We start from the raw sequence: 22,131 nt of genomic DNA on the forward strand, positions 1-22,131 counted from the left end.
GAACGCCCGGCGCGCTACTCGGCCGCCTTCGTCGCGGCTTCGGGCTGCCCGTTCCCGGAGCGGACGTATGAGGAATAACCGCCAAAGCGGCTCTCCGCCAGCTTGCGGAATTCCGACGGCGTTACGCCCTTGATTTCGAGGAAACGCCGATTGAAGTTGGCGACGCTGTTGAAGCCCACTTCGTAGCTGATGCTGGCGATGTAGCGATCCGAACTCATCAGCAGCTGGCACGCCCGGTTGATGCGCACCTGGTTGACGAAATCGGTATAGGTATTGCCGGTCGCGCGGTGAAAGAAGCGCGAGAAGCGGCTCTCGCTCATCCCGAGTTCGGCCGCGAGTTCGGTCGCCGACATCGACTTCTCGGGGTTGCCGCTGATGCGATTGACGATGGTGTTGATCTGTTCAAGCTCGGCGGAGTTGCTCTCGCCGCGCATCTGGACGCTGGAGAGCAGACGGTAGTCGGTCCATTTGGAGAGGACCGCCATCATTTCGAGGAAAGCGGCGAGCCGGAACAGCCCTTTCGCCGCCTTGACCTTGTTCCACAACTCGACTGCCCGCGCGGAAATGCCGAAAAACTCGATGCCGTGCCGCGCCCGATCGAGGAGCGGCAGCACGTCGCCGAGTTCCGGGATTTCGGCGCAGGACTTTTCGACCGGGGAATGCAGGAACTGGATGACGAGATGGTTGTTCACGCCCTCGTCGGGCAGGTCATGCGAAATCCAGTTGTGCGGCAGGCGCGGGCCGCACAGCGCGACGTGCCCGGGTTCGAACGGCCCGATCCAGTCCCCGACGAACGCCTTGCCCGAAGTTTCCGTGATGATGTGCAACTCGTACTCTTCGTGGCAATGCCAGCGCGCCAGCGGCGTCGGATAACCGTGCGCCAGGCAACGGATCAGCCCGACTTCCGTCTTCGGGTCAAAGCCCAGCGACGGGGTACGGTGGAAATCCGCCTCGAGTTCAGGCTGGCGCGATCGATTGATGCGGGAACCGGACAAAGGGGCCATGTAAAACTCCGGGCTTTGCCGACTTAGCTCATCCAGTTGCCGCCGTCGACGTTCAGCGTCTGCGCGGTGATGTACGAAGCTTCGTCGCTGGCCAGGAAGACGACCGCGCCGGCGATGTCGCTGGGCGCGCCCATGTAGCCGAGCGGCACGGCCTTGCCGACCTGGATCTTCTTCTCGCCGATCGCCAGATGCTCGTACCTGGCGAACAGCGCGTCGACGCCGCCCCACATCGGCGTATCGATCACGCCCGGTGCGATGGAATTGACGCGGATGTGATGCGGCGCCATGGCCAGTGCCGCGCTTTGCGTGTAGCTGATGATCGCGGCCTTGCTCGCGCAGTAATGCGCCACCAGCGGCTCGCCGCGCCGACCGGCTTGCGACGACATGTTGATGATCGCGCCGCGCGTCTTGTTCTCGACCATGTTCTTCAAAACGATCTGCATCATGAAGAAGGCCGCTTTGACGTTCACCGCGAACATCTTGTCGTACATGTCCTCGCCGCCTTCGAGCAGCGGGGCCATGTCGAAGATCGCCGCGTTGTTGTGCAGCACTTGAATCGGACCGAACTTGGCGACGCCCTCGGCAACGACGCGCTCACGCTCCGCCGCCTTGGTCAGATCGGCGCCGACGTAGAGCACCTGGCCCGGGTACTGCGCGGCGAGTTCCTGCACGGCCTGCGACGGCTGCGCGGCGAGATCGACGATCGTGCACAGCGCGCCTTCGCGCAAGAACGCAGCTGCCACTGCAGCGCCGATGCCGCCGCCGGCGCCGGTCAAAATGGCGTGGCGTTTGTTCAGTCTACCTACAGAGGGGGTGCTCATTTTCTTGACTCCTGTTCAGGTTGAGGATTTGCCGGTTGTTGATCGAGCGTGTTTCGTCGTTCCTTGTCCTTAATTCCCCCGCTCGTCCGTGGCGATCAATATAGAAGCCCTGCAAAACGCCGAATGACACGAATCCGTCGTTTTATAGTACACATTTGCAGAGCGAAACCAAGAGTAATTGATATTTTCGGGAGATCGTATCAAGCATCCGCCGAACAACGCCCGACGGCTTAGCCGGGGAACAACCTCATCGCGAACCCGAAAAGTTGCGCACGGATAACGCCGCCGGTACGATCAACGCCCTTGCCGCAGCCGGATGACGCAAACCAGCCGACCGCTTTCAATCACCCTCTATCGCCCATACGTATGACTACCTTGTACCTGGTCCGGCACGCCGAGAGCGTCGCCAACGCCGACAACCTGCTCGCCGGCCGTATCGACTATCCGCTATCGCCGACCGGAAAACTAGACGCCGCGGCCATCGCCACCGAGTTCGCCGCGAAGATCGATGTCGATCTCATCTGGTGCTCGCCGCTATTGCGCGCACAGCAAACGGCGGCGCCCTTCCTCGTCGCCTGCAACGCGCCGCTACGCATCGACGAGCGCATCCAGGAGCAGCACATGGGACGCTTCAGCGGCAAGTCGTACGCCGAGGTCGAGAGCGACCCGGGCTATTGCCATGATCGAACGGCACGTTGGGACTGGGTGCCCGACGGCGGTGGCGAGTCGTACCGCATGATCGCCGAGCGCGTCGAATCGTTCCTCGTCGACCTGCGTGCGCAATGCGCACGCGAGAAGTTGCAGAACGTGCTGATCGTCACGCATGCCGTCACGCTGCGCCTCTTCCGCGCCTGCCTCGAGGCGACGCTCCCCGCCTACCCGGAACGCATCGCCGGCAACGGCGAGGTCTGGAGCGCCGGGCTGACGCCGGCCGGCACGCCGTCACCGATCAAGGTCATCGAGTTATCGCACGGATCGCGCGCGCACCGCGCCTGACGCCCAATCCGATCCTCGCGTTGATCCCAAGAAACGCAGTTCTTCACCGCAAGAGCGCAACGAGGCAAAGGTTCGCAAAGAAAATCAAAGTGCTACGCGAACGGCGCGCATCTTCCGTAGCCACCCATAGGGTGAATGATCAAATGCGATCCCGCCGTTGTTTCCTTTGCGATCTTCGCGCCTTCGCGGTGAGGTTTTCAGGTGGATACAAGGAACCGGCCGAGTCAGATGTCCCTATAGGCTGCCCCGGAGCACTCGGACCGAGCAATTGACTTGCTTCAGGATTTTTGACTTCTACGTTGAAATATGGTCATTGACACCGCCCAGCAGTAAAAGGAAATATCGAATCAAAAACGACAACGCGCAATCTTTATGTGAACGCTTATGGGCCTCCGCCGGTCTGACGGCGACCTTCTACTTCATCGGGCCGGAGCAATAAGCGCCGAGTCCCGGAAGGGCGTCAGCGGTTGCCGCCTCGCCCTTCTGCTCCAGTTCGCGGGGATTCAAGGCGAGTCCAGTCGAAGCAGGGGCCGGGGTCGGTCTTGCGCAATGGCGCGATGTCGCTGTGGCCGACAACCGCCGAAATGGGGTAGCGCCGCTTGAGGTCAGCGACAAGTTCAAGGAGCCGCTGATACTGCGCCTCCGCGAACGGGAGTTCGTCGCAGCCTTCCAGTTCGATACCGATCGAATAGTCATTGCAGCGTTCGCGTCCGTCCCACATGGATACGCCGGCGTGCCAGGCGCGTTTTGCACAGGAGACGAACTGAACCAGTTCGCCGTCGCGCCGGATCAGGAAATGCGCCGAGACCTTCATTCCGGCAATCTCGGCAAAGTAAGGATGCGCTTCCGGATTCAGGGTGTTGGTGAAAAAACGCTCGATGTCGTGGCTGCCGAACTGCGAAGGCGGCAAGCTGATCGCGTGAACGACGATCAGCAAAACGTCCTCGCCGTCGGGACGATCGTCGTAATTCGGCGAGACGCAGCGGCGAGCATCGCACAACCATCCCCCATCGGATGCCGAAGCGGCCATCAGGACTCCTCGATTCCCAGCCGCTCGATGCGGTAGCGCAACGAGCGGAAGGTCACGCCAAGCAGGCGCGCAGCCGCGGTACGGTTGAATCCGGTCTTGGCCAGGGCGTCGAGAATGAGCTGCTTCTCGACCCGGTTGATATGGTCATCGAGCGTTTCACCCGAAACAGCGTTCCCTTCCTCGACGGGACCGACGGAAGCGAGCTGAAGGTCGTCAAGCTCGACCCGCTCGTCGGCACACAAAGCCGTCGCGCGCTCGAGGATGTTTTCCAGTTCGCGCACGTTGCCCGGGTACGGGTAGCGGCACAGCGCGCTCATCGCGTCGTCGCTCAGCTGCGGCGGACGCGCGCCGCAAATCCGTGCGAGCGACGCTTCGACCAGCAAGGGAACATCCTCCTGGCGCTCGCGCAGCGCCGGCATCTTCAGCTCGATCACGTTCAGGCGGTAATAGAGATCCTGGCGGAAGCTGCCGGTATCAACGCAATCCTTGAGCTTGCGATGCGTTGCCGAGACGATGCGCACGTCGACCGGCTCTTCCGTTGCACTCCCGACCTTGCGCACTTTTTTCTCCTGAATTGCGCGCAGCAGCTTCACCTGCATGTGCAGTGGCAGGTCGGCGACTTCGTCGAGGAACAGCGTGCCGCCGTTGGCCGCCTGGAAAAAACCTTCGCGGTCACTGTCGGCGCCGGTGAACGCCCCCTTCCGGTAGCCGAAGAACTCGCTCTCCATCAGGTTCTCCGGGATCGCGCCGCAGTTCACCGGGACGAAGGGCGCGCTGTTGCGCGCGCTCTGCGCGTGGATGAGGCGCGCCGCGAGTTCCTTGCCGCTCCCGGACTCACCCGAGATATAGACCGGCGCCTGGCTGCGCGCCAGCTTGCCGATCATCTCGCGGACCGCGACGATCGCCGCCGATTCGCCAGTCAGCTGCCCTGCGGCGCCCCCGGCCGTCGGCGCCGTGCCTTCGTCAACCGAGCCGCGCGGGAGATTCAAGGCCGATTTGATCAGCGTTCGCAGCTGATCGAGCGCCACCGGTTTCGCCAGGTAATCGAAGGCGCCGGCCTTTAACGCGGCGACCGCGTTATCCGCACTGCCGAACGCGGTGATGACGGCCACCGGCGTTTGCCCGTATTGCGTCCCGATCAGGCGCACGATCTCCAGGCCCTCGCCGTCCGGAAGCCGCATGTCGGTCAGACACAGGCTGTACTCCTCACGCGCAAGGTGAGCCTTGGCCTCGGCGACCGTACCCGCACAATCAGCGGCGATACCCATGCGCGCCAAGGTCAGATCCAGTAGCTCGCGAATATCGGCCTCGTCGTCGACCACCAGCACCCGAGCCTTGTCGCCCCGCCCACGGCGATCCATCCTGCCTATTGACACTCGTCGAACCTCCCCGAAATACAAAAGTCGGCACCGGCTTCGCTTTCCTTCAACTCGAGCTGCGCCGCGTTTGCCTCGCACAGCTCGCGTGCGATATAGAGCCCGAGCCCGGTCCCCCGACTGTGTGTGGTGAAGAACGGCTCGAAGATATGTTCGCGCGTTGCCTCGTCGACGCCCGGCCCGTCGTCGACCACGTGCAAGTCGATGCCGCCATCCTGTTCGCTGTCACTCACCCGCAAACGCACGCTGCCGGACGATTTCCTCGAATGGCGCAAGGCGTTGCCAAGAAGATTGCCGAGCACCTGATAGAAGTGCGCGCGATCGAAACAGATCTTCGCCTCGCCACTGATTTCGATCCGGACGACGTCGGTGGCGATCCGTTCTTTCGCCGTGTATTCGTCAACCAGAGAGCGCAAGGTCTGACGCAGGTCGATCAGCTCGCGATGCGCACGATCCCGCCGCCCGAGTTCGAGCACGTCGCTGACGATGCGTTCGACGCGATTCGTATTGTCGAGCACGATGCGCAGCAAACGATCGGTCGTCTGGTCGTGATTCTCTTCGCGCAGCAACTCGCCCGCGTGGTTGATCGCCGACAACGGGTTCCGGATCTCGTGCGCGATACTCGCCGTCAGACGTCCGAGGGCGGCGAGCTTCAATTGCCGCGCCTGTTCCTGCAGGCGCCCCGTATCCTCGAGGAAAACGAGTACGTCGCGCTCGGAACTGTCGGTGGAGACGAAACGCGCGCGCAGTTGCATGCCGCTGGCCGGCGCCCGCACGAGCACGGGTTCGCTGCTCGGCCGCTCGCTCCAGACCCGGAAACTGCGCGCCAGTTCGGTCGAATAACTGGTCAAACTGCGCTTGGCTGGATCGCTCAGTCCCAGCAGCCGCGCCGCGCGCGGATTGTTCTGGCGCACCATTCCATCGCGATCGATGACCAGAACGCCGTCCTGCATCTGCTCGATGATGCGCTGGCTGACCAGCGTCTGGTTGCGAAGTTCGATCCCGCGCTTGCGCGCCAGTTCTTCGTTGGCGATGACACGCCGCGCGATGAGCCGGGCCAGGATCGCGATGCCGAAGAATCCCGCGCAGAACAGTCCGGTCTGGAAGAAGTCCGCCGCTGCGAAATCGGTCATGATCGCCCGGTACGTTTGCTCGTAGAGCACGGCGAGCGTCGCCGTCGCGGCGTAGAAGAGCACCAGTCGCCCGTGGCCAACGAGCCCCGAACCGGCAAGGGACACGAGCAAGAGGATGCCCATGCCGCTGCGCACGCCGCCGCCGAAATTCATGAGCAGCGTAAGCACGCCGATATCGACGAGCACATGCACATTGAGCTGGAAGTTGAAGCGGCGGCGATACACGCTGACGCCGACCAGCGAGGCCAACGTGGCCGCCAGGTAAAAGCCCGTGACGAGCAGATGATGCGTGCCTCGCTCGGGCGCAATCAGCGAAAAGGACGAAGGGTGGATGAGCGACGAGACGAAGAGCAGAACGGCGATAGAGACACGATAGCCGTTGAAATAGCGGAGCGACTTCCAGTGCGAATCGGCGACCTGGTCTGCACCGGCGACGGCTTCGCTCACCATCGAAGATTAGTCATCCGTCGGCGCTGCCGCGTGCCGGTGTTCGGGACAGCAGTAGTAGCGCCCCTCGACCTGCAGACTCTCGCTGACCGGCTGATTCACGCCGCAATACGCGCAGGTCACCATGCGCTCGGGCTCGCGGACGGTCCTGCGCTCATGCCGCGTCGGGCGCGCCGCGGCCATCCGGCGCAGCAGCCACCAGAAGACGCCGAAGAGGACGAAAACGATCAGAAGTCTCATGTGATTCAAGCCACCCGACAGACCGCAAAAAGCATAACAGAAAGCCCGAACCGCGCCGCCTTCTCCGCGCCTCCCCGGCCGCCCTAATCGGCGGCGACGCGGTAGTCGGCCGAACGTGCGTGCGCGGGCAGGCCCTCGCCCGTGGCCAGCGTCGACGCGACACGTCCCAGCGTTTTCGCCGCGGTCGGGGCAATGCGAATCAGGCTGCTGCGCTTCTGGAAGTCGTATACGCCGAGCGGCGACGAGAAGCGCGCGCTGCCCGAGGTCGGCAGGACGTGGTTCGGCCCGGCGCAGTAGTCGCCGAGCGACTCCGATGTATTGGGGCCGATGAAGATGGCGCCGGCGTGCCGGATCCTCGCCACCCACGCGTCGGCGTCGGCGAGCGAGAGTTCGAGATGCTCCGGCGCGATGCGGTTGGCGATGGCGCAGGCCTCGTCGAGATCGCGCACCTGGATCAAGGCGCCGCGGTTCTCAAGCGACGCGCGAATCACTTCCTGGCGCGGCATGGTCGGCAGCAGCCGGTCGACCGCCGCTGCCACCCGGTCGATGTAGGCCGAGTCCGGGCAGAGCAGGATGGCCTGCGCCAGTTCGTCGTGCTCGGCCTGCGAGAAGAGATCCATCGCCACCCAGTCCGGATCGGTTTTGCCGTCACAGACGACGAGGATTTCCGACGGCCCGGCGACCATGTCGATGCCGACGACGCCGAAGACGCGCCGCTTGGCCGCAGCGACGTAGGCATTGCCCGGACCGACGATCTTGTCGACCTGGGGGACGGTCTGCGTGCCGTAAGCCAGCGCGCCGACGGCCTGCGCGCCGCCGATGCAGAAGACGCGATCGACGCCGGCCAGCGCAGCGGCGGCCAGCACCAGCGGGTTGCGTTCGCCACCTGGCGTCGGCACGACCATGATCAGTTCCCCGACGCCGGCGACCTTGGCCGGGATCGCGTTCATCAGCACCGACGACGGGTAGGAGGCCTTGCCGCCCGGCACGTAGAGGCCGACGCGGTCGAGCGGCGTCACCTTCTGGCCGAGCAGCGAACCGTCGGCGTCCTCGTACTGCCAGCTCTGCAGGGGCTGGTGTTCGTGATAGCTGCGCACGCGGATGGCGGCCGTCTCCAGCGCCGCGCGCTGCGCCACCGGCAAGCCGTCGAGCGCCTGCTGCAGATCTTGGTGCGACAGTTCCAGGTCGCCGAGCGAGTTCACGCTGAGGCGGTCAAAGCGGTTCGTATACTCGACGACCGCCGCGTCGCCGCGTTGCTTGACGTCGGCGAGGATCGCGGCGACGGCACGATCGACCGATTCGTCCTGCGCCGCCTCGAACGCCAGCAATGCGTCGAGCCGCGCCTGGAAATCCGCATCGCTGCTCGAGAAGCGTTTGAGCGCGATCATTCGCCCACCACGCTGGCGAAGGCGTCGAGGATCGGCACGATGATCTCGCGCTTAAGCTTGAGCGCCGCCTGGTTGACGATGAGGCGCGAGGAGATGTCGATGATGTGTTCAACGGCGACCAGATTGTTGGCCTTCAGCGTGCTGCCGGTCGAGACGAGGTCGACGATCGCGTCGGCCAGGCCGGCGAGCGGCGCCAGTTCCATCGAACCGTAGAGCTTGATCAGATCGACGTGCACGCCCTTGGCCGCGAAGTGCTCGCGGGCGATGTTCACGTACTTGGAGGCAATCTTGAGGCGGGCGCCCTGGCGTACCGCGTTCTCGTAGTCGAAACCGGCGGGGATGGCGACCATCATCTTGCACTTGGCGATCTTCAGGTCGAGCGGCTGGTAGAGGCCTTCGCCGCCGTGTTCGAGGAGGACGTCCTTGCCGGCGACGCCGATGTCGGCCGCGCCGTACTGCACGTAGGTCGGCGCGTCGGTCGCGCGCACGATGACCACGCGCACGTCGTCGCGATTGGTCGGGATGATCAGCTTGCGTGAGGTTTCCGGATTCTCGAGGGGCTCGATCCCGGCGGCGGCCAGCAACGGCAAGGTCTCTTCAAAAATGCGGCCCTTCGACAGGGCAATCGTAATTCCGTCCACGGCGCTCATCCTCGTAATGTTCTGGTGCTTCTTTCGCTTCTTTCGCTTCGTTCTGTCTGCGTTTCAGCGCCGGCGATTTTACCGCACGGCTCGCTTGCCGGTCCTGGGCCTCAACGTACCCGACGGACGCTCGCGCCGAGGCGGGTCAGTTTTTCCTCGATGCGCTCGTAACCGCGATCGAGGTGATAGATGCGCTCGATCAGCGTTTCGCCCTGCGCGACCAGGCCGGCGATGACCAGGCTGGCCGACGCGCGCAGGTCGGTGGCCATGACGGTCGCGCCATCGAGGCGCGGTACGCCGGTCACCAGCGCAGTGTTGCCGTCGATCTTGATGTCGGCACCGAGGCGGATCAGTTCGACCGCGTGCATGAAGCGGTTCTCGAAGATCGTCTCGCGTATCACCGCCGCGCCCTCGGCCACGCAGTTGATCGCCATGAACTGCGCCTGCATGTCGGTCGGGAACGCCGGATACGGTTCGGTGCGAATGCTCACGGCTTTGAGGCGCTGCGGTGCCTTGAGGCGGATGGCATCGGCTTCGGTGCTGATTTCGCAACCGGCTTCGCCGAGTTTCTGGATCACTGAATCAAGGTGAGCGGCCGACGTGTTGGTCAGCCGCACATCGCCGCCGGTCGCCGCCGCCGCACACAGGTAGGTTCCGGTTTCGATGCGATCGGGCATGATCGAGTGCGACGCACCGTGCAGGCGATCAACGCCGACGATCCGGATACTGTCTGTTCCAGCACCGGTGATCTTCGCGCCCATCGCGATCAGAAGGTTTGCCAGGTCGACGACCTCGGGCTCGCGCGCGGCATTTTCGATGACCGTCTCGCCATCAGCCAGCACCGCGGCCATCATCAGGTTTTCGGTGCCGGTCACCGTCACCATATCGGTAACGATGCGCGCGCCCTTGAGGCGCGACGCCTTGGCATGGACGTAGCCCTGCTCGACGTGGATTTCGGCGCCCATCGCCTGCAGGCCCTTGATGTGCTGGTCGACCGGGCGGGCCCCGATGGCGCAGCCGCCGGGCAGCGACACCCTGGCCTCGCCGAAGCGCGCGACGAGCGGCCCGAGGACGAGAATCGACGCGCGCATGGTCTTGACCATGTCGTACGGCGCGGTCGGATTATTGAGGCCGCAGCTGTCGAGGATCAGGCCGTCATTGCCGTCCATCGTCACTTCGACGCCCATCTGCCCGATCAGGCGCAGCATCGTCGAGATGTCGTTGAGATGCGGCACGTTCGAGAAATGCACCGGCTCGGCCGACAGCAGCGCGGCGCACAGGATGGGCAGCGCCGCGTTCTTCGCGCCCGAAATCGACACTTCGCCGGATAGTGGGCGCCCCCCCTGGATCAGCAGCTTATCCACGTGCGGCGCTCCACTCGTCTGGCGTCATCGTCTGCATCTGCAGGGAGTGCAATTCACCGCTGTCGAAATACGGCTTGAGCAGCGCGTTCACCATCTGCTGACGCTGGACACGGCTCTTGCCGACGAATTGCGAGCTGACGATCAAGGCCTTCGGGTAATTGTCGTCGCCCTGGACGCTCAAGCCTTCGCACGGAATGCCGTCGGCGATGATCTTCTGGACTTGTTCAGGCTTCATCTTGGTCAGTACCTCAATTTGTAACCGCTGCGCAGCAAGGCCAGCGTCGCCAGCGCGACGGCGATAAAGCTTGCGGCGACGACGGTCAGGCTGATCACGGGCGAGATGTCGGACGCACCGAAGAAGCCGTAGCGGAAACCGTCGATCATGTAGAAAACGGGGTTGAAATGGGATACGTGCGGCCAGAATCCGGGCAGCGAATGGATCGAATAGAACACGCCGGAGAGCATCGTCAGCGGCATGATCAGGAAGTTCTGGAAACCGGCCAGCTGATCGAACTTGTCTGCCCAGATGCCGGCGATCATGCCGAGCGACCCCATGAGGCCGCCGCCGAGAACGGCAAAAGCCACGATCCAGACTGGTGCCACGAAGGTGAGCTGTGCCAGCCAGGCAGTCACGACCAGCACGCCGAGGCCGACCATCAGACCGCGCAAGATCGCGGCGGTCGTGTAGGCGAGAAAGAACTCAACGTACGAAATCGGTGGCAGAAGCACAAAAACCACACTCCCGGTCACCTTGGACTGGATCAGGCTGGACGAACTGTTGGCAAAGGCATTCTGCAACACCGACATCATGACCAGGCCGGGAATCAGGAAGGCCGTGTAGCGGATGCCGTTCACCTGAACGTGCGCATCGAGCACGTGCGAGAAGATGAGCAAATAGAGCAGCGACGTCAGCACGGGCGCGGCGACGGTCTGGAAGCCGACTTTCCAGAAGCGCAGCACTTCCTTGTACAGCAGCGTACGAAAACCGATCATCGCGAAACCTCTCCGCCGTCTTGGTCGCCACGCCCCTGCATCACGCTGACAAAGACGTCTTCGAGATCGGTCTGAGCCAGATGCAGGTCCTCGATCGTGCAACCAGCCTGGCGAATCCCGGCAAGCAGCGGTTCGATATCATCGAATCCATTGAGCCGAAAAACCCAGTCTTGCCCCTGATTGATCGCCACAGTGCGCAAGCGTTCAGGCAAATGTTCACTATCGGCAAGGCGCAGTGTCAGTTCATGCCCCGACAGACGGGCGAGCAGATTGCGCGTCGTATCCAGCGCAACGATGCGCCCCTGCTTGAGCATCGCGATGCGGCCGCACAAGGCTTCCGCCTCCTCGAGGTAGTGCGTGGTCAGAATCACCGTGTGGCCCTCGCGATTCAGTCGCTGCACGAACTGCCACAAGCCCTGGCGCAGTTCGACGTCGACGCCGGCCGTCGGCTCGTCGAGGACGATAACCGGCGGCTTGTGTACCAGCGCCTGCGCCACGAGCACCCGACGCTTCATCCCGCCCGACAGCCGGCGCATATTCACGTCGGCCTTGTTCGTCAGGTCCAGATTTTCAAGGATCTCGTCGATCCAGTCGTCGTTGTTGCGCAGTCCGAAGTAGCCGGACTGAATGCGCAAGGTCTCGCGCACCGAGAAGAACGGGTCGAAGACGAGTTCCTGAGGCACCACGCCGAGCCGTCGCCGCGCTTCGCGGTAATCGGCACGAACGTCGCGTCCCATCACCGACAACTCGCCGACGTCAGGACGAACCAATCCAGCCAAGCAGGAGATCAGCGTCGTCTTGCCCGCGCCATTGGGTCCGAGCAGACCGAAGAACTCACCTTCGGCGATTTCCAGCGAAACGCCGTCCAGCGCACGCAAGGTGCCGAAGTTCTTTACAACGTTCTGAATGGAAACGGCGACGCCCATGGCATCTACACTCGACAACAAAGACGCGCCCGCCGGTCAGGCGAGCGGCAGGGAATCGGAAACGCCGTAGAGCGCTGCCTGACTGATCATGCTCGCCGGCGGGTTGGCAATGCGGATTCCAACGCCAAGCGCCTGCGCCGTACGCAGCCAACCAAAGATCACGCTCAGGGCAGACGAGTCGGTTTCTTCAACTGCTGAAAGGTCGAATACCAGATCGCCAGCCCCGTTTGCCGACGACAGGAAACTGCGTCCGGACTTGAGAAGGTCCGTAGCTCCGGCGATCAGCATCGGGCCGGAAACACGCAAAGCGTTGCCACTCTTCTCGATCATTTCTTGCCGGCTTCGAGTTGCTTGTTCTTGTTGACCAGCATCTGGACCAGGCCATCAACGCCGTTCGCCCGCACTTCCTGGTTGAACGTTTCACGATAGTTGGTCACCAGGCTGACACCGGCCACCACCACGTCGTACACCTTCCAGCCCTCGTTCTGTCTTTCCACCGAGTAATCAAGCTGGATCGGCCGCCCGCCCGACTGGACAATTTCAGTCTTGACGACAACTTCGGTATCGCCGTTCTGCATTTTTGTCGGCTTGTAGCGGATCGTCTGATCCTTGTATCCCGTCAGCGCATTCGAATAGGTGCGCACGAGCAAGGTTTTGAACTCTTCCGACAATTTCGCCTGCTGCTCGCCCGACGCCTTCTTCCAGTCCCTCCCCATGGCCAGCGCAGTCATGCGCTGGAAGTTGAAATGGGGCAGCACCTTGATCTCGACCAGTTCAATCGCCTTCCCGGTGTTTCCGCTCTGGATATCCTTGTCCTGGCGCACGATCGTCAAGACTTCATCCGTCACTTTCTGAATGAGTGCATCCGGTGACTCCTGTGCAAATGCCGAGGCACACCAGACAAACACGCCGAGAAACATGGAAAACAGCGATTTCATCACGCAACCTTCGAGAGATCTGATCAAAAAAAACCGTGTGAGTCAGCAAATCCGGAAAACTACTCGTCCGGATCTTCCTTGGGTACATTGCCGTCGTGGATTTCGCTGCGACGGTTTTGCAGGTAGGCATCACGGATGTAGACGTATTTATCGAACGCCGCTTCTTCAACCACCTTGTCAGACGGCAGCAAGCTGGCACGCACATCGACAAAGCGCACTCCAACGAGCGAGTTGCGTGTCGGAACATGATCCACCGTCCATACGGGGTCGGCGTAGCTATCGATGGCAAAGCCCACGGTATCGCGCGTCGTGCGCGGCCCGATCAGCGGCCAGTACAGATACGGGCCATCCGCCACGCCCCATTTTCCAAGGGTTTGCCCGAAATCTTCGGCGTGTTTTTCAAAGCCCATTTCACTGGCAACATCGAAGACCCCGCCGATACCCAAGGTCGTGTTGATCAGCACCCGACCAACATCCGAAAGCCCGGAGCCACCCTTGCCTTGCAGGAAATTGTTGAACGCCGTCCAGATGTCCTGAAGATTGCCGAAGAAGTTTCCGATCCCTGTCTTGACAGGCGCTGGCGCCACGGTGTCATACCCCTTCGCGACGGGCTTGATCACCACATCAAGGCCTTCGTTAACCGCGAACATCGCACGATTGAAACCTTCGTACGGATCCTTGGGATTGTTCGCGGTCGTTGCGCATCCACCGAGTAAAGTCGCGGCGAATGCCGCCGCCAAGACGCGCTTAGCGATTTGTTTATTCACGGACAAACCCTTCCTGTTATTGCTCGCCTGTACCTTCAGACGCCTTGTTGAACATGAACTGACCAATCAGTTTCTCGAGAACCACCGCCGATTGCGTCTTGGCGAAAACATCGCCCGCCTTCAACATCTTTTCATCGCCACCCGCATCCAGCCCCACGTATTGCTCGCCGAGCAGGCCGGCGGTGAGGATGGAGGCAAACGTGTCCTTTGGAAACTGGTAGCGACTATCAATCGTCAAGGTTACTTGCGCTTCATACGACTCGGAGTCAAAACGAATATCGGTCACCCGACCGACGACGACGCCCGCACTTTTCACCGGCCCCCGCACCTTCAGGCCTCCGATGTTAGCAAACCTCGCTGTCAACTGGTACGTCTCGGAGAAATTGGCCGAAGAGAGATTCCCCACTCGCAACGCAAGAAACAGCAGCGCGACAAAACCGAAAATGACAAAAAAACCCACCCAGAGATCAAGCAACTTGCGACTCATTAAACCCCCCGGAACATGAAGGAAGTCAGAACAAAATCCAGCGCAAGAATTGCCAGCGCCGAATACACCACGGTTCGTTTGATCGAACTCGACACTCCCTCTGCGGTCGGGATCGCATCGTAGCCTTCAAAAACAGCAATCAAGGAAACGGCCACACCGAAGACGAAACTCTTGATCACGCCGTTCCACACATCAAAGCGAAAATCGACGGATCCTTGCATTTGTGACCAGAAAGCGCCCTCGTCAACGCCGATGAAGACAACGCCGATCAGGTAACCGCCGAAAACACCGACCGCGGAAAACAGGGCCGCCAGCAAGGGCATCGAAATGACGCCACCCCAGAAGCGCGGCGCCACGACACGCGCTATGGGATTGACGGCCATCATATCCATCGCGGTCAATTGCTCGGTCGCCTTCATCAAGCCGATCTCGGCCGTGATCGACGACCCGGCGCGCGATGCGAACAGTAGCGCCGCGACGACCGGCCCCAGTTCACGCGTCAGGGACAGCGCGACGAGAACACCAAGCGCCTCGGACGATCCGTAACGCTGCAGCGTCTCGTACCCCTGCATGCCGAGCACCATGCCGATGAACAGGCCCGAGACCAGAATGATCAGCAGCGACTGGAAACCGGAAAAATAGATTTCGCGTATCGTCAGATGGAAGCGTTTGAACGACTGGCCCGAATACACCAGGATCATGACGAAGAAGCGCGCTGCAAAGCCCAGGCGTTGCACGCCGCTGTTGACGCGATGCCCGACCCTCTCGATAAACCGAAGCGCGGCAACCATGCTCTTATCAACCACGCGCACTCCTCCTCATCAAGTCCTCCTCGAAGGGCTCCGCCGGGTAATGGAAATGCACCGGCCCGTCGGCCTCACCGAACACGAACTGATGCACGAAAGGATCGGTTGATGCACGGATCTCGTCCGGCGTACCTTGCGCCACGATCTGCCCGTCCGAGACGAAATAGACGTAGTCAACGATCTGCAAGGCTTCCTGGACATCATGCGTCACCAACAGCGTCGTCGCACCGAGCGCATCATTCAGGCGCCGGATCAACTGCCCGATGACGCCCATCGAGATCGGGTCCAGTCCGGCAAAAGGCTCGTCGTACATGATCAGCATTGGATCCAGCGCGATCGCCCGCGCCAGCGCCACTCGGCGCGCCATGCCCCCCGAAAGCTCCGAAGGCATCAGATGATGCGCCCCGCGCAGCCCCACCGCATTGAGCTTCATCATGACCATGTCGTGAATCAGCTCCTCCGTCAGACTCGTGTGCTCGTGCATCAGGTAGGCGACGTTGTCATAGACCGAAATATCGGTAAACAACGCCCCGAACTGGAACAACATACCCATGCGCCGACGCATTGCGTAGAGCTCGTCGTGGTTCATGTCCGGCACCGACTCGCCGTCGACCAGCAACCGGCCGCCGGTCGGCTTGAGTTGACCGCCGATCAAACGCAGCAGCGTCGTCTTGCCGCACCCCGAGTTACCCATGATCGCCACGAGCTGACCGCGCGGGATCTCCATGTTGATCCCTTTCAGGATCGCACGATCGTCGTAGGCGAAATTGATGTCAGTAATCTTGACCAAGCAATCAGCTGGCACAACAGAACCCCAGAGGCAAAATTGGCAGCGATTATACCTGAAGCCGCGACCGTTTCCGGCAGAACTCCACGGCTATACAATTGTGGAATAATGAAAATCATAAAAATCTGACCTGAATCGAAGGCTCCAACTTCCATGCCCGACGCACCGGAATCCGCTCTGCAGGAGAAGCCTCTGTTGCTCATCGTCGATGACGATCCGCTCATCGCCGACACTCTGAGTTTCACGATGAGCACAGCCTTCGAGATCATCACCAGTCACTCGCGGCCACACTGCACGCAACTCCTCAGGCAGCTCCGCCGGCTGCCCGAACTCGCACTGATCGACCTAGGACTGCCACCGCTCCCGCATCGTCCGGACGAGGGGTTCGGGTTGATTTCCGACCTGTTGAATCTCACGCCGGGTATCAAGATCGTGGTTTTGTCGGGACAGAATGACGCCGGCAACGCCCGCCGCGCCCGCTCGCTCGGCGCGGCCGACTTTGTCGCCAAGCCATGCAGCCCGGACGAACTGCACCGGGTGTTGCAACGCGCACTTAGCTACCGGTCGCTGGAAACGTCTCGTCCGGCGGACGGAGCAACCTCTCCGCTGATAGGAAACAGTCCGGCGATCGATAAGCTGCGGGTCCAGGTGCAGCAGTACGCCGACTCACCGTTCCCCGTATTGATAGAAGGCGAATCCGGTAGCGGCAAGGAAATCGTCGCCAGCAGTTGCCTGCACCATGACACACGGCGCAACGGCAAACCGTTCTACGCGCTCAATTGCGCCGCCATCTCGCCGAGCCTGGTCGAACCGACCCTGTTCGGCTACGCCAAAGGGGCTTTCACTGGCGCCAACGCCGCCAAAGCGGGCTATTTCGAAGACGCTGCCGACGGCACCTTGTTTCTGGACGAAATCGGCGAGCTTCCGCTGGACCTTCAACCCAAGCTTTTGCGCGTACTCGAGAACGGGGAATATCAGCGGGTCGGCGAAACACAAAAGCGGGTGAGCCGCGCGCGCATCATCGCCGCAACCAACCGCGACCTGCGCAAGGAGGTCAAGGCCGGCAATTTCCGCGCCGACCTATACCACCGGCTCTCGGTGTTCACGATCAGCGTGCCGCCGTTGCGCGAGATGGACGAAGACAAAATGCTGCTGCTTGAGCATTTTCGCCGGCGTTATGCCGCGCAGTCGCAGCGACCACCTTTCCAGCTATCCGACACAGCGCAAGCGCTTTGGTCGCGCTACCACTTCCCGGGCAACGTGCGCGAACTGCGCAACATCGTCATCCGCCTGACGGCGAAGTATCCGGGCCAGGTCGTGCAATCGCCTGATCTGGAGGCGGAACTCGATTTGCAGGACGATCCGCCGTCAGTCGACAGACCGCTGCCGACAAACGACGGGGAAGCCGACACCATCCTCGCATCAGCCAATCAGCGCCTGCTGCAGCCAGAACCGTTCAGCCTCGACCGCCATCTGGCTGAAACCGAGCGCAACTACATCGAAGCCGCGCTCCAGCTTGCACACGGCAACGTCAGCCAGGCCGCCCGCCTGCTCGGCATCAACCGGACGACGCTCTACAACCGCATGGAATCCTTCGCCAGGGGGCAGTGATGTATCTCGAGCACTTCGGACTCCGCGAAGCTCCATTTCGCATCACACCGCACACCGAGTTCTTCTTTGCCGGCGCCAACCGGGGCGCCACGCTCGAAGCGCTGATCTACGCCATCACGCACGACGAGGGGATCGTCAAGGTCAGCGGCGAAGTCGGCAGCGGCAAGACGATGCTTTGCCGGATGCTGCTCGAGAAGCTGCCGCCGGACGTCGAAACGGTTTACCTCGCCAACCCCTCCTTGTCGGCCGCCGACATCCACCACGCCATCGCCGACGAGTTGCAGACCGAACTGCCGGACGGACGCGCGCACCAGCGACTGCGGGTGTTGCAGGACCGCTTGCTGGAAATCTACGCCGCCGACCGCAAGGTCGTCGTCATGATCGACGAAGCGCACGCCATGCCGTCAGAGTCGCTCGAAGAAATCCGGCTGCTTTCCAATCTCGAGTCGAACAAGCACAAGCTGCTGCATATCGTGCTCTTTGGACAGCCGGAACTTGACGAACGCCTTGCCGCTTCGAACATGCGCCAGCTCAAGGAACGGATCACCCACAATTTCGCACTCGAACCGCTACGTCGGGACGATATCGGCGAGTACCTGATGTTCCGCATGCGCGCCGCCGGATATCGTGGTCCGGACCTGTTTACGCCGGATGCGGTACAACTCGTCAGCAAGACCTCAGAGGGGCTCACCCGACGTATCAACATCCTCGCCGACAAGGCCCTGCTCTCCGCTTTTTCGGAGAACAAACACCAGATCGACCGCAGGCAGGTCAAGGCCGCCGCGCGCGACGCGCAGCTCTCGCCAATGCGTGACGGCAGTGCCAGGCCGGTCGCGTGGGTTGCCGGCGCCGCCCTGATCGTGATCCTGACAAGCCTGGCCTTCGTCGCGGGCAGCTACCGGACGAACACGGACGCAAGCGAAATCACTACCGCAAACACCGCGAACCCACTACCAGCAGCGCCTGAAGATAAACCAGTCGCCCCGCCCACACCCGACGACAATCGCCAACAGGAAGCACCCGCCCCGATACAGGAGGCCTCAGCGGCGCCTGCTGCCAACGCCGAGCACGCGCAGGCTGACCAAGGCACGCCACCGGTCCCAGAACCGGCCATCGCTAGAAAACAAACACTCGCCGAACGTATCGCCGCAACGAACGAGTGGCTGGAGCGCACGCCGGAAACGCACTACTTCATCCAGCTGCTGAGCACTGACGGAAACAACGAGCACGGCGTCGAGATCTTTCTCGAGAACGTGAGCAAGACGCTCGACCCGAAGCAGATCCGGGTTTATCGATCAACGCTCAGCGGCCGCGAGCGGCTTGGCGTCATCTATGGAGACTTCGCGACGCGAGAGCTGGCCTCAGCCGAACTGGCAAAGCTCGCGCCCACCAGCGCCGGAAGCAGCCCCTACCTCCGGACCGTCAGCAAGCTGCGCTGAGATAAAGCTCAACGTCCTGAAACTCGCCAATCAATCAATATAAATCAGCAACTTGAAGAGCACACCTTACGTGATATGATCAATCCAACCTATCACCCGAAGAGATCGAGCATGTTGCGAATCGTGGGCGCCGCCATCACCGTGCTTCTTCTCACCGCCTGCGCGCCAACGACACTGAACGGCGGCCCCTCCGCCGGGCACCTGCAATCGAGCGATGCGGTGAAGGCGCCAGGAAGCATTCCGCAAACGCTGCAGCAAAGCGTTCCGCTGCCGAGACCCAAAGCCACCGCCAAAACAGAGACTTATAGCGTAGTCGTCAACAACGTCAAGGTGCAGGATTTGCTTTTTGCGCTGGCGCGCGACGCAAAGCTCAACGTCGACATCCATCCCGGAATTACTGGTTCCGTCACCCTCAACGCCATCGACCAGACCCTGCCGCAGCTCCTCACGCGCATCTCGAAACAGGTTGATATGCGCTTCGAGCTGGACGGCCCGAATCTGGCAGTCATGCCCGATACGCCGTACCTGAAGAACTATCAGATCGACTACATCAACATCGCGCGCGACGTCACCGGCACGGTATCGACGAACACGCAGATTTCGACGAGTGCCGTATCGAACAGCAATAGCGGTGGAGTCGGCGGCGGCAATACCTCGCGCATCCAGATCGAGAACAAGTCGAAGAACCGCTTCTGGGAATCGCTGGAGAAGAACATTCAGGACATCCTGCAGGACACCGACAAGGAGAGGATATTATCCCGCCGGACTGCCGATTCATCCGCCTCTACAGCTAGCACGGGTAATGCGAACGCCGAAGCTAGCTCAAGTCAGTCCTCGACTACGCGGAAAACTGACACGCAGACCACTGAAAGATCACAAAGTAAAAATACTGAGGCTAACGTTAGCAGCCAAACGCGTGCCAAGGTGGATTCATCTGGGGAATTTAAGAACTACGAAACTGTTTTTGCCTCATCCGTGATCGTCAACGCCGAGACAGGAGTGATCTCTGTTCGCGCCACATCGCGCCAACAAGGCAAGGTACAGGAATTCCTTGACCGCGTGATGCGCAGCGCCAAACGCCAGGTCCTCATCGAAGCGACCATTATCGAAGTCAATCTCAATGACAACTATCAACAAGGCATCGACTGGACCAAGGCGGCAACGCAAACGGGCTTCTCGCTGACACGAGCATCAAACACGCAGAACGTCACCGCAGCGACGAACCCGTTCAGCCTGGTGTACCGGAACATCCCCGGCGGTCTGAACATCGTCGTCGATATGCTTCGGGGTTTTGGAACGACAAAAGTGCTGTCCAGTCCGAAGCTGACGGTGTTGAACAACCAGACGGCGACACTCAAGGTATCGGAGGATTTCGTCTATTTCAACGTCAAACAGGATGTCGTCGCCGGCAGCACCAGCGGAACGTTGAGTACGACGTCCACGACGACGACACCACAGTCAGTTTCGATCGGCTTCTTCATGAGCCTGACGGCTCAGATCAGCGACAACGGAACGGTCACGCTGAATGTCCGGCCATCGATTTCAAGCATCTCCGATTTGAAGAGAGACCCGAACCCGGCGCTGACCATCGCCAACATGGTTCCGCAGATCCGTACGCGTGAAATCGAATCCATGCTGCGGGTGCAGAGCGGCGACATCGCCGTGCTCGGCGGATTGATGGAAGACCGCATGGACAACAAGAGTGGGCGATTCCCTGGTGCCGGCGACATCCCGCTTTTGGGCGAAATCTTCACAACACGCAGCAATGCCGCCTCCAAAACTGAACTCGTTGTCGTCCTGCGACCGACCGTCATCAACGACGCGTCGATCGATGGTGACTTCCGCGACTACGCCAGTTCGCTGCCAGATCACGACTTCTTCCAGACGGACAAGGTATACGTACCTTTTTCCGGCCCGAACGCGATGCAGGAGCCGCTGAAATGAGCTTGCTGATGGATGCGCTCAAGAAGGCCGAGGAGGCCAAGCGCGCGGCCGGCGAAGGCAGGACGACGGATACGCAGGCGCTGCGCGAGCTGGAGCTGGCGCCGCTGGAAACGAAACCGGCCGATGCGCCAAACGGTAACCCGCTGCAGCAGCCGCCCACCGGCGGATCTCCGCTCCCCGATCTCTCACTGCACATCGAGTCGGTCGACGCCGATCTCGCGGCGGTATCGACCGGATCGCCGCACAAGCCGCGCGCACCCAAATCCGTTCCTGCGGCCGCGAACAACGCCACGCCGAAGACGACAAGCCATTTGCCGCGAGACGACTCGGAGCGAGCGGCCGTGCGCAACGTCTTTTCCGCCAAACAGTCGACCGAACGCCGGAGCGCCCTGTGGTTCATTCTGCCCGTCGCCGCGCTTGTCGCCGCCGGAATCGGCACTTACTTCTGGTGGCAACTTCAGGCCGTTTCGCGTAGTTCGCTGGCGCGGCCGGGGCCGATGGCTGTCACCGCCCAGTCCGTACCAGCACCAACACCGGTGACAACGCCAGTGACAACACCTGCACCGATCGAAGCGCCCACTCCGACCGCATCAGCAACCAACGAACCGGCCATAGTGGAGGCGGCCAGTCCGCTGCCAGAACCGCTCCCGGCAACACCTCCCGCGAGCAGCGGTAGCACAGTAAAAACTCCGGCGACACCGCCCCCTGCCGGCAATCGCGCCGACCGACCGGCGCCGAGAATCATGGCCCCCGCCGCTCCAGCCACGGCGCCTGATGGCGCGCTCCATCTAGCGCGCAGCCAGCCCAAACAGAATCTGACGCTCGAACAAGCCTACGACGCGTTGCAGGCCGGACAACTCGATATTGCGCAACGCGCCTACCAGCAGCTCTTGCGCGGCGACCCCAAGAGCACCGATGCCCTGCTTGGACTCGCGACCATTGCCGCGCGCAGGGGCGATGCGGCGCGCGCGCACTCGTATTACCTTCTCGCGC

The 22,131-nt window shown here is 61.7% G+C and carries 23 protein-coding genes; 5 read left to right on the plus strand and 18 right to left on the minus strand.

Annotated elements, in window-relative coordinates; genetic code table 11:
• Window positions 1-14: 14 nt before the first annotated feature.
• Window positions 15-1,004: an AraC family transcriptional regulator gene (locus KBA32_RS04335; RefSeq protein WP_294355804.1), complete on the minus strand. Its 990-nt coding sequence runs from the start codon at window positions 1,002-1,004 to the stop codon at window positions 15-17.
• A gap of 23 nt (window positions 1,005-1,027) precedes the next feature.
• On the minus strand, window positions 1,028-1,825 hold the full coding sequence (locus tag KBA32_RS04340; RefSeq protein WP_294355806.1) for an L-iditol 2-dehydrogenase: 798 nt from the start codon (window positions 1,823-1,825) through the stop codon (window positions 1,028-1,030).
• A 366-nt stretch (window positions 1,826-2,191) separates the two neighbouring features.
• Here KBA32_RS04340 and KBA32_RS04345 point away from each other — a divergent pair, with 366 nt between their 5' ends.
• Window positions 2,192-2,821 (plus strand): histidine phosphatase family protein, encoded by a 630-nt coding sequence (locus KBA32_RS04345; RefSeq protein WP_294355809.1) that lies wholly within the window; start codon window positions 2,192-2,194, stop codon window positions 2,819-2,821.
• 460 nt (window positions 2,822-3,281) lie between these two features.
• On the opposite strand, the gene ampD is transcribed toward KBA32_RS04345, so the two are convergent.
• The 16 genes from ampD to KBA32_RS04425 form a co-directional block, all read right to left on the minus strand.
• Window positions 3,282-3,851: a 1,6-anhydro-N-acetylmuramyl-L-alanine amidase AmpD gene (gene ampD, locus KBA32_RS04350; protein WP_294355812.1), complete on the minus strand. Its 570-nt coding sequence runs from the start codon at window positions 3,849-3,851 to the stop codon at window positions 3,282-3,284.
• Window positions 3,851-5,212 carry a sigma-54 dependent transcriptional regulator gene (locus KBA32_RS04355; RefSeq protein WP_294355815.1) on the minus strand — a complete coding sequence of 454 codons (1,362 nt, stop codon included), beginning with the start codon at window positions 5,210-5,212 and terminating at the stop codon, window positions 3,851-3,853. Before KBA32_RS04355 ends, ampD begins: the two co-directional genes overlap by 1 nt.
• A gap of 5 nt (window positions 5,213-5,217) precedes the next feature.
• A complete protein-coding gene (locus KBA32_RS04360; protein ID WP_294355819.1) occupies window positions 5,218-6,810 on the minus strand; it encodes an ATP-binding protein in 1,593 nt (530 codons plus the stop codon).
• A 6-nt stretch (window positions 6,811-6,816) separates the two neighbouring features.
• On the minus strand, window positions 6,817-7,047 hold the full coding sequence (locus tag KBA32_RS04365) for a PP0621 family protein (RefSeq protein ID WP_294355822.1): 231 nt from the start codon (window positions 7,045-7,047) through the stop codon (window positions 6,817-6,819).
• Window positions 7,048-7,130: 83 nt separating this feature from the next.
• On the minus strand, window positions 7,131-8,435 hold the full coding sequence (hisD, locus tag KBA32_RS04370) for a histidinol dehydrogenase (RefSeq protein WP_294355825.1): 1,305 nt from the start codon (window positions 8,433-8,435) through the stop codon (window positions 7,131-7,133).
• Window positions 8,432-9,076, minus strand: a complete 645-nt coding sequence (gene hisG, locus KBA32_RS04375) for an ATP phosphoribosyltransferase (RefSeq protein WP_294355827.1) — start codon at window positions 9,074-9,076, stop codon at window positions 8,432-8,434. The genes hisD and hisG overlap by 4 nt, the downstream gene beginning before the upstream one ends.
• Window positions 9,077-9,186: 110 nt before the next feature.
• The gene (murA, locus tag KBA32_RS04380; protein ID WP_294355830.1) at window positions 9,187-10,440 is read right to left on the minus strand and encodes a UDP-N-acetylglucosamine 1-carboxyvinyltransferase; all 1,254 of its coding nucleotides are present in this window, start codon (window positions 10,438-10,440) and stop codon (window positions 9,187-9,189) included.
• Window positions 10,433-10,675 (minus strand): BolA/IbaG family iron-sulfur metabolism protein, encoded by a 243-nt coding sequence (locus tag KBA32_RS04385; protein ID WP_294355833.1) that lies wholly within the window; start codon window positions 10,673-10,675, stop codon window positions 10,433-10,435. Before KBA32_RS04385 ends, murA begins: the two co-directional genes overlap by 8 nt.
• A 5-nt stretch (window positions 10,676-10,680) precedes the next feature.
• Entirely contained in the window at window positions 10,681-11,433 is a 753-nt protein-coding gene (locus KBA32_RS04390) for an ABC transporter permease (protein WP_294355837.1), read from the minus strand.
• A complete protein-coding gene (locus KBA32_RS04395; protein WP_294355839.1) occupies window positions 11,430-12,359 on the minus strand; it encodes an ABC transporter ATP-binding protein in 930 nt (309 codons plus the stop codon). The genes KBA32_RS04390 and KBA32_RS04395 overlap by 4 nt, the downstream gene beginning before the upstream one ends.
• A 36-nt stretch (window positions 12,360-12,395) precedes the next feature.
• Complete coding sequence (locus KBA32_RS04400; protein ID WP_294355842.1) at window positions 12,396-12,689, minus strand: lipid asymmetry maintenance protein MlaB; 294 nt, start codon at window positions 12,687-12,689, stop codon at window positions 12,396-12,398.
• Window positions 12,686-13,297: a phospholipid-binding protein MlaC gene (locus KBA32_RS04405; RefSeq protein WP_294355847.1), complete on the minus strand. Its 612-nt coding sequence runs from the start codon at window positions 13,295-13,297 to the stop codon at window positions 12,686-12,688. Before KBA32_RS04405 ends, KBA32_RS04400 begins: the two co-directional genes overlap by 4 nt.
• Before the next feature lie 59 nt (window positions 13,298-13,356).
• Window positions 13,357-14,064 (minus strand): VacJ family lipoprotein, encoded by a 708-nt coding sequence (locus KBA32_RS04410; RefSeq protein WP_294355850.1) that lies wholly within the window; start codon window positions 14,062-14,064, stop codon window positions 13,357-13,359.
• 16 nt (window positions 14,065-14,080) lie between these two features.
• Window positions 14,081-14,551, minus strand: a complete 471-nt coding sequence (gene mlaD / locus KBA32_RS04415; protein WP_294355853.1) for an outer membrane lipid asymmetry maintenance protein MlaD — start codon at window positions 14,549-14,551, stop codon at window positions 14,081-14,083.
• On the minus strand, window positions 14,551-15,342 hold the full coding sequence (mlaE, locus tag KBA32_RS04420; protein ID WP_294355886.1) for a lipid asymmetry maintenance ABC transporter permease subunit MlaE: 792 nt from the start codon (window positions 15,340-15,342) through the stop codon (window positions 14,551-14,553). Before mlaE ends, mlaD begins: the two co-directional genes overlap by 1 nt.
• A gap of 7 nt (window positions 15,343-15,349) precedes the next feature.
• A complete protein-coding gene (locus tag KBA32_RS04425) occupies window positions 15,350-16,147 on the minus strand; it encodes an ABC transporter ATP-binding protein (RefSeq protein WP_294355857.1) in 798 nt (265 codons plus the stop codon).
• Between the two features lie 150 nt (window positions 16,148-16,297).
• Between KBA32_RS04425 and KBA32_RS04430 the strand changes: the two genes are divergently transcribed.
• The 4 genes from KBA32_RS04430 to KBA32_RS04445 form a co-directional block, all read left to right on the plus strand.
• Window positions 16,298-17,755: a sigma-54 dependent transcriptional regulator gene (locus tag KBA32_RS04430; RefSeq protein WP_294355860.1), complete on the plus strand. Its 1,458-nt coding sequence runs from the start codon at window positions 16,298-16,300 to the stop codon at window positions 17,753-17,755.
• Window positions 17,755-19,194 carry an AAA family ATPase gene (locus KBA32_RS04435; protein WP_294355863.1) on the plus strand — a complete coding sequence of 480 codons (1,440 nt, stop codon included), beginning with the start codon at window positions 17,755-17,757 and terminating at the stop codon, window positions 19,192-19,194. Before KBA32_RS04430 ends, KBA32_RS04435 begins: the two co-directional genes overlap by 1 nt.
• A gap of 111 nt (window positions 19,195-19,305) precedes the next feature.
• Window positions 19,306-21,138, plus strand: coding sequence for a type II secretion system protein GspD (locus KBA32_RS04440; RefSeq protein ID WP_294355865.1), 1,833 nt, complete (start codon window positions 19,306-19,308; stop codon window positions 21,136-21,138).
• Window positions 21,135-22,131, plus strand: a 997-nt coding sequence (locus tag KBA32_RS04445) for a tetratricopeptide repeat protein (RefSeq protein ID WP_367113741.1), incomplete at its 3' end; no start/stop codon positions are given. The genes KBA32_RS04440 and KBA32_RS04445, both read left to right, overlap by 4 nt.

Source organism: Propionivibrio sp., from assembly GCF_017995515.1.
Lineage (GTDB): Bacteria > Pseudomonadota > Gammaproteobacteria > Burkholderiales > Rhodocyclaceae > Propionivibrio.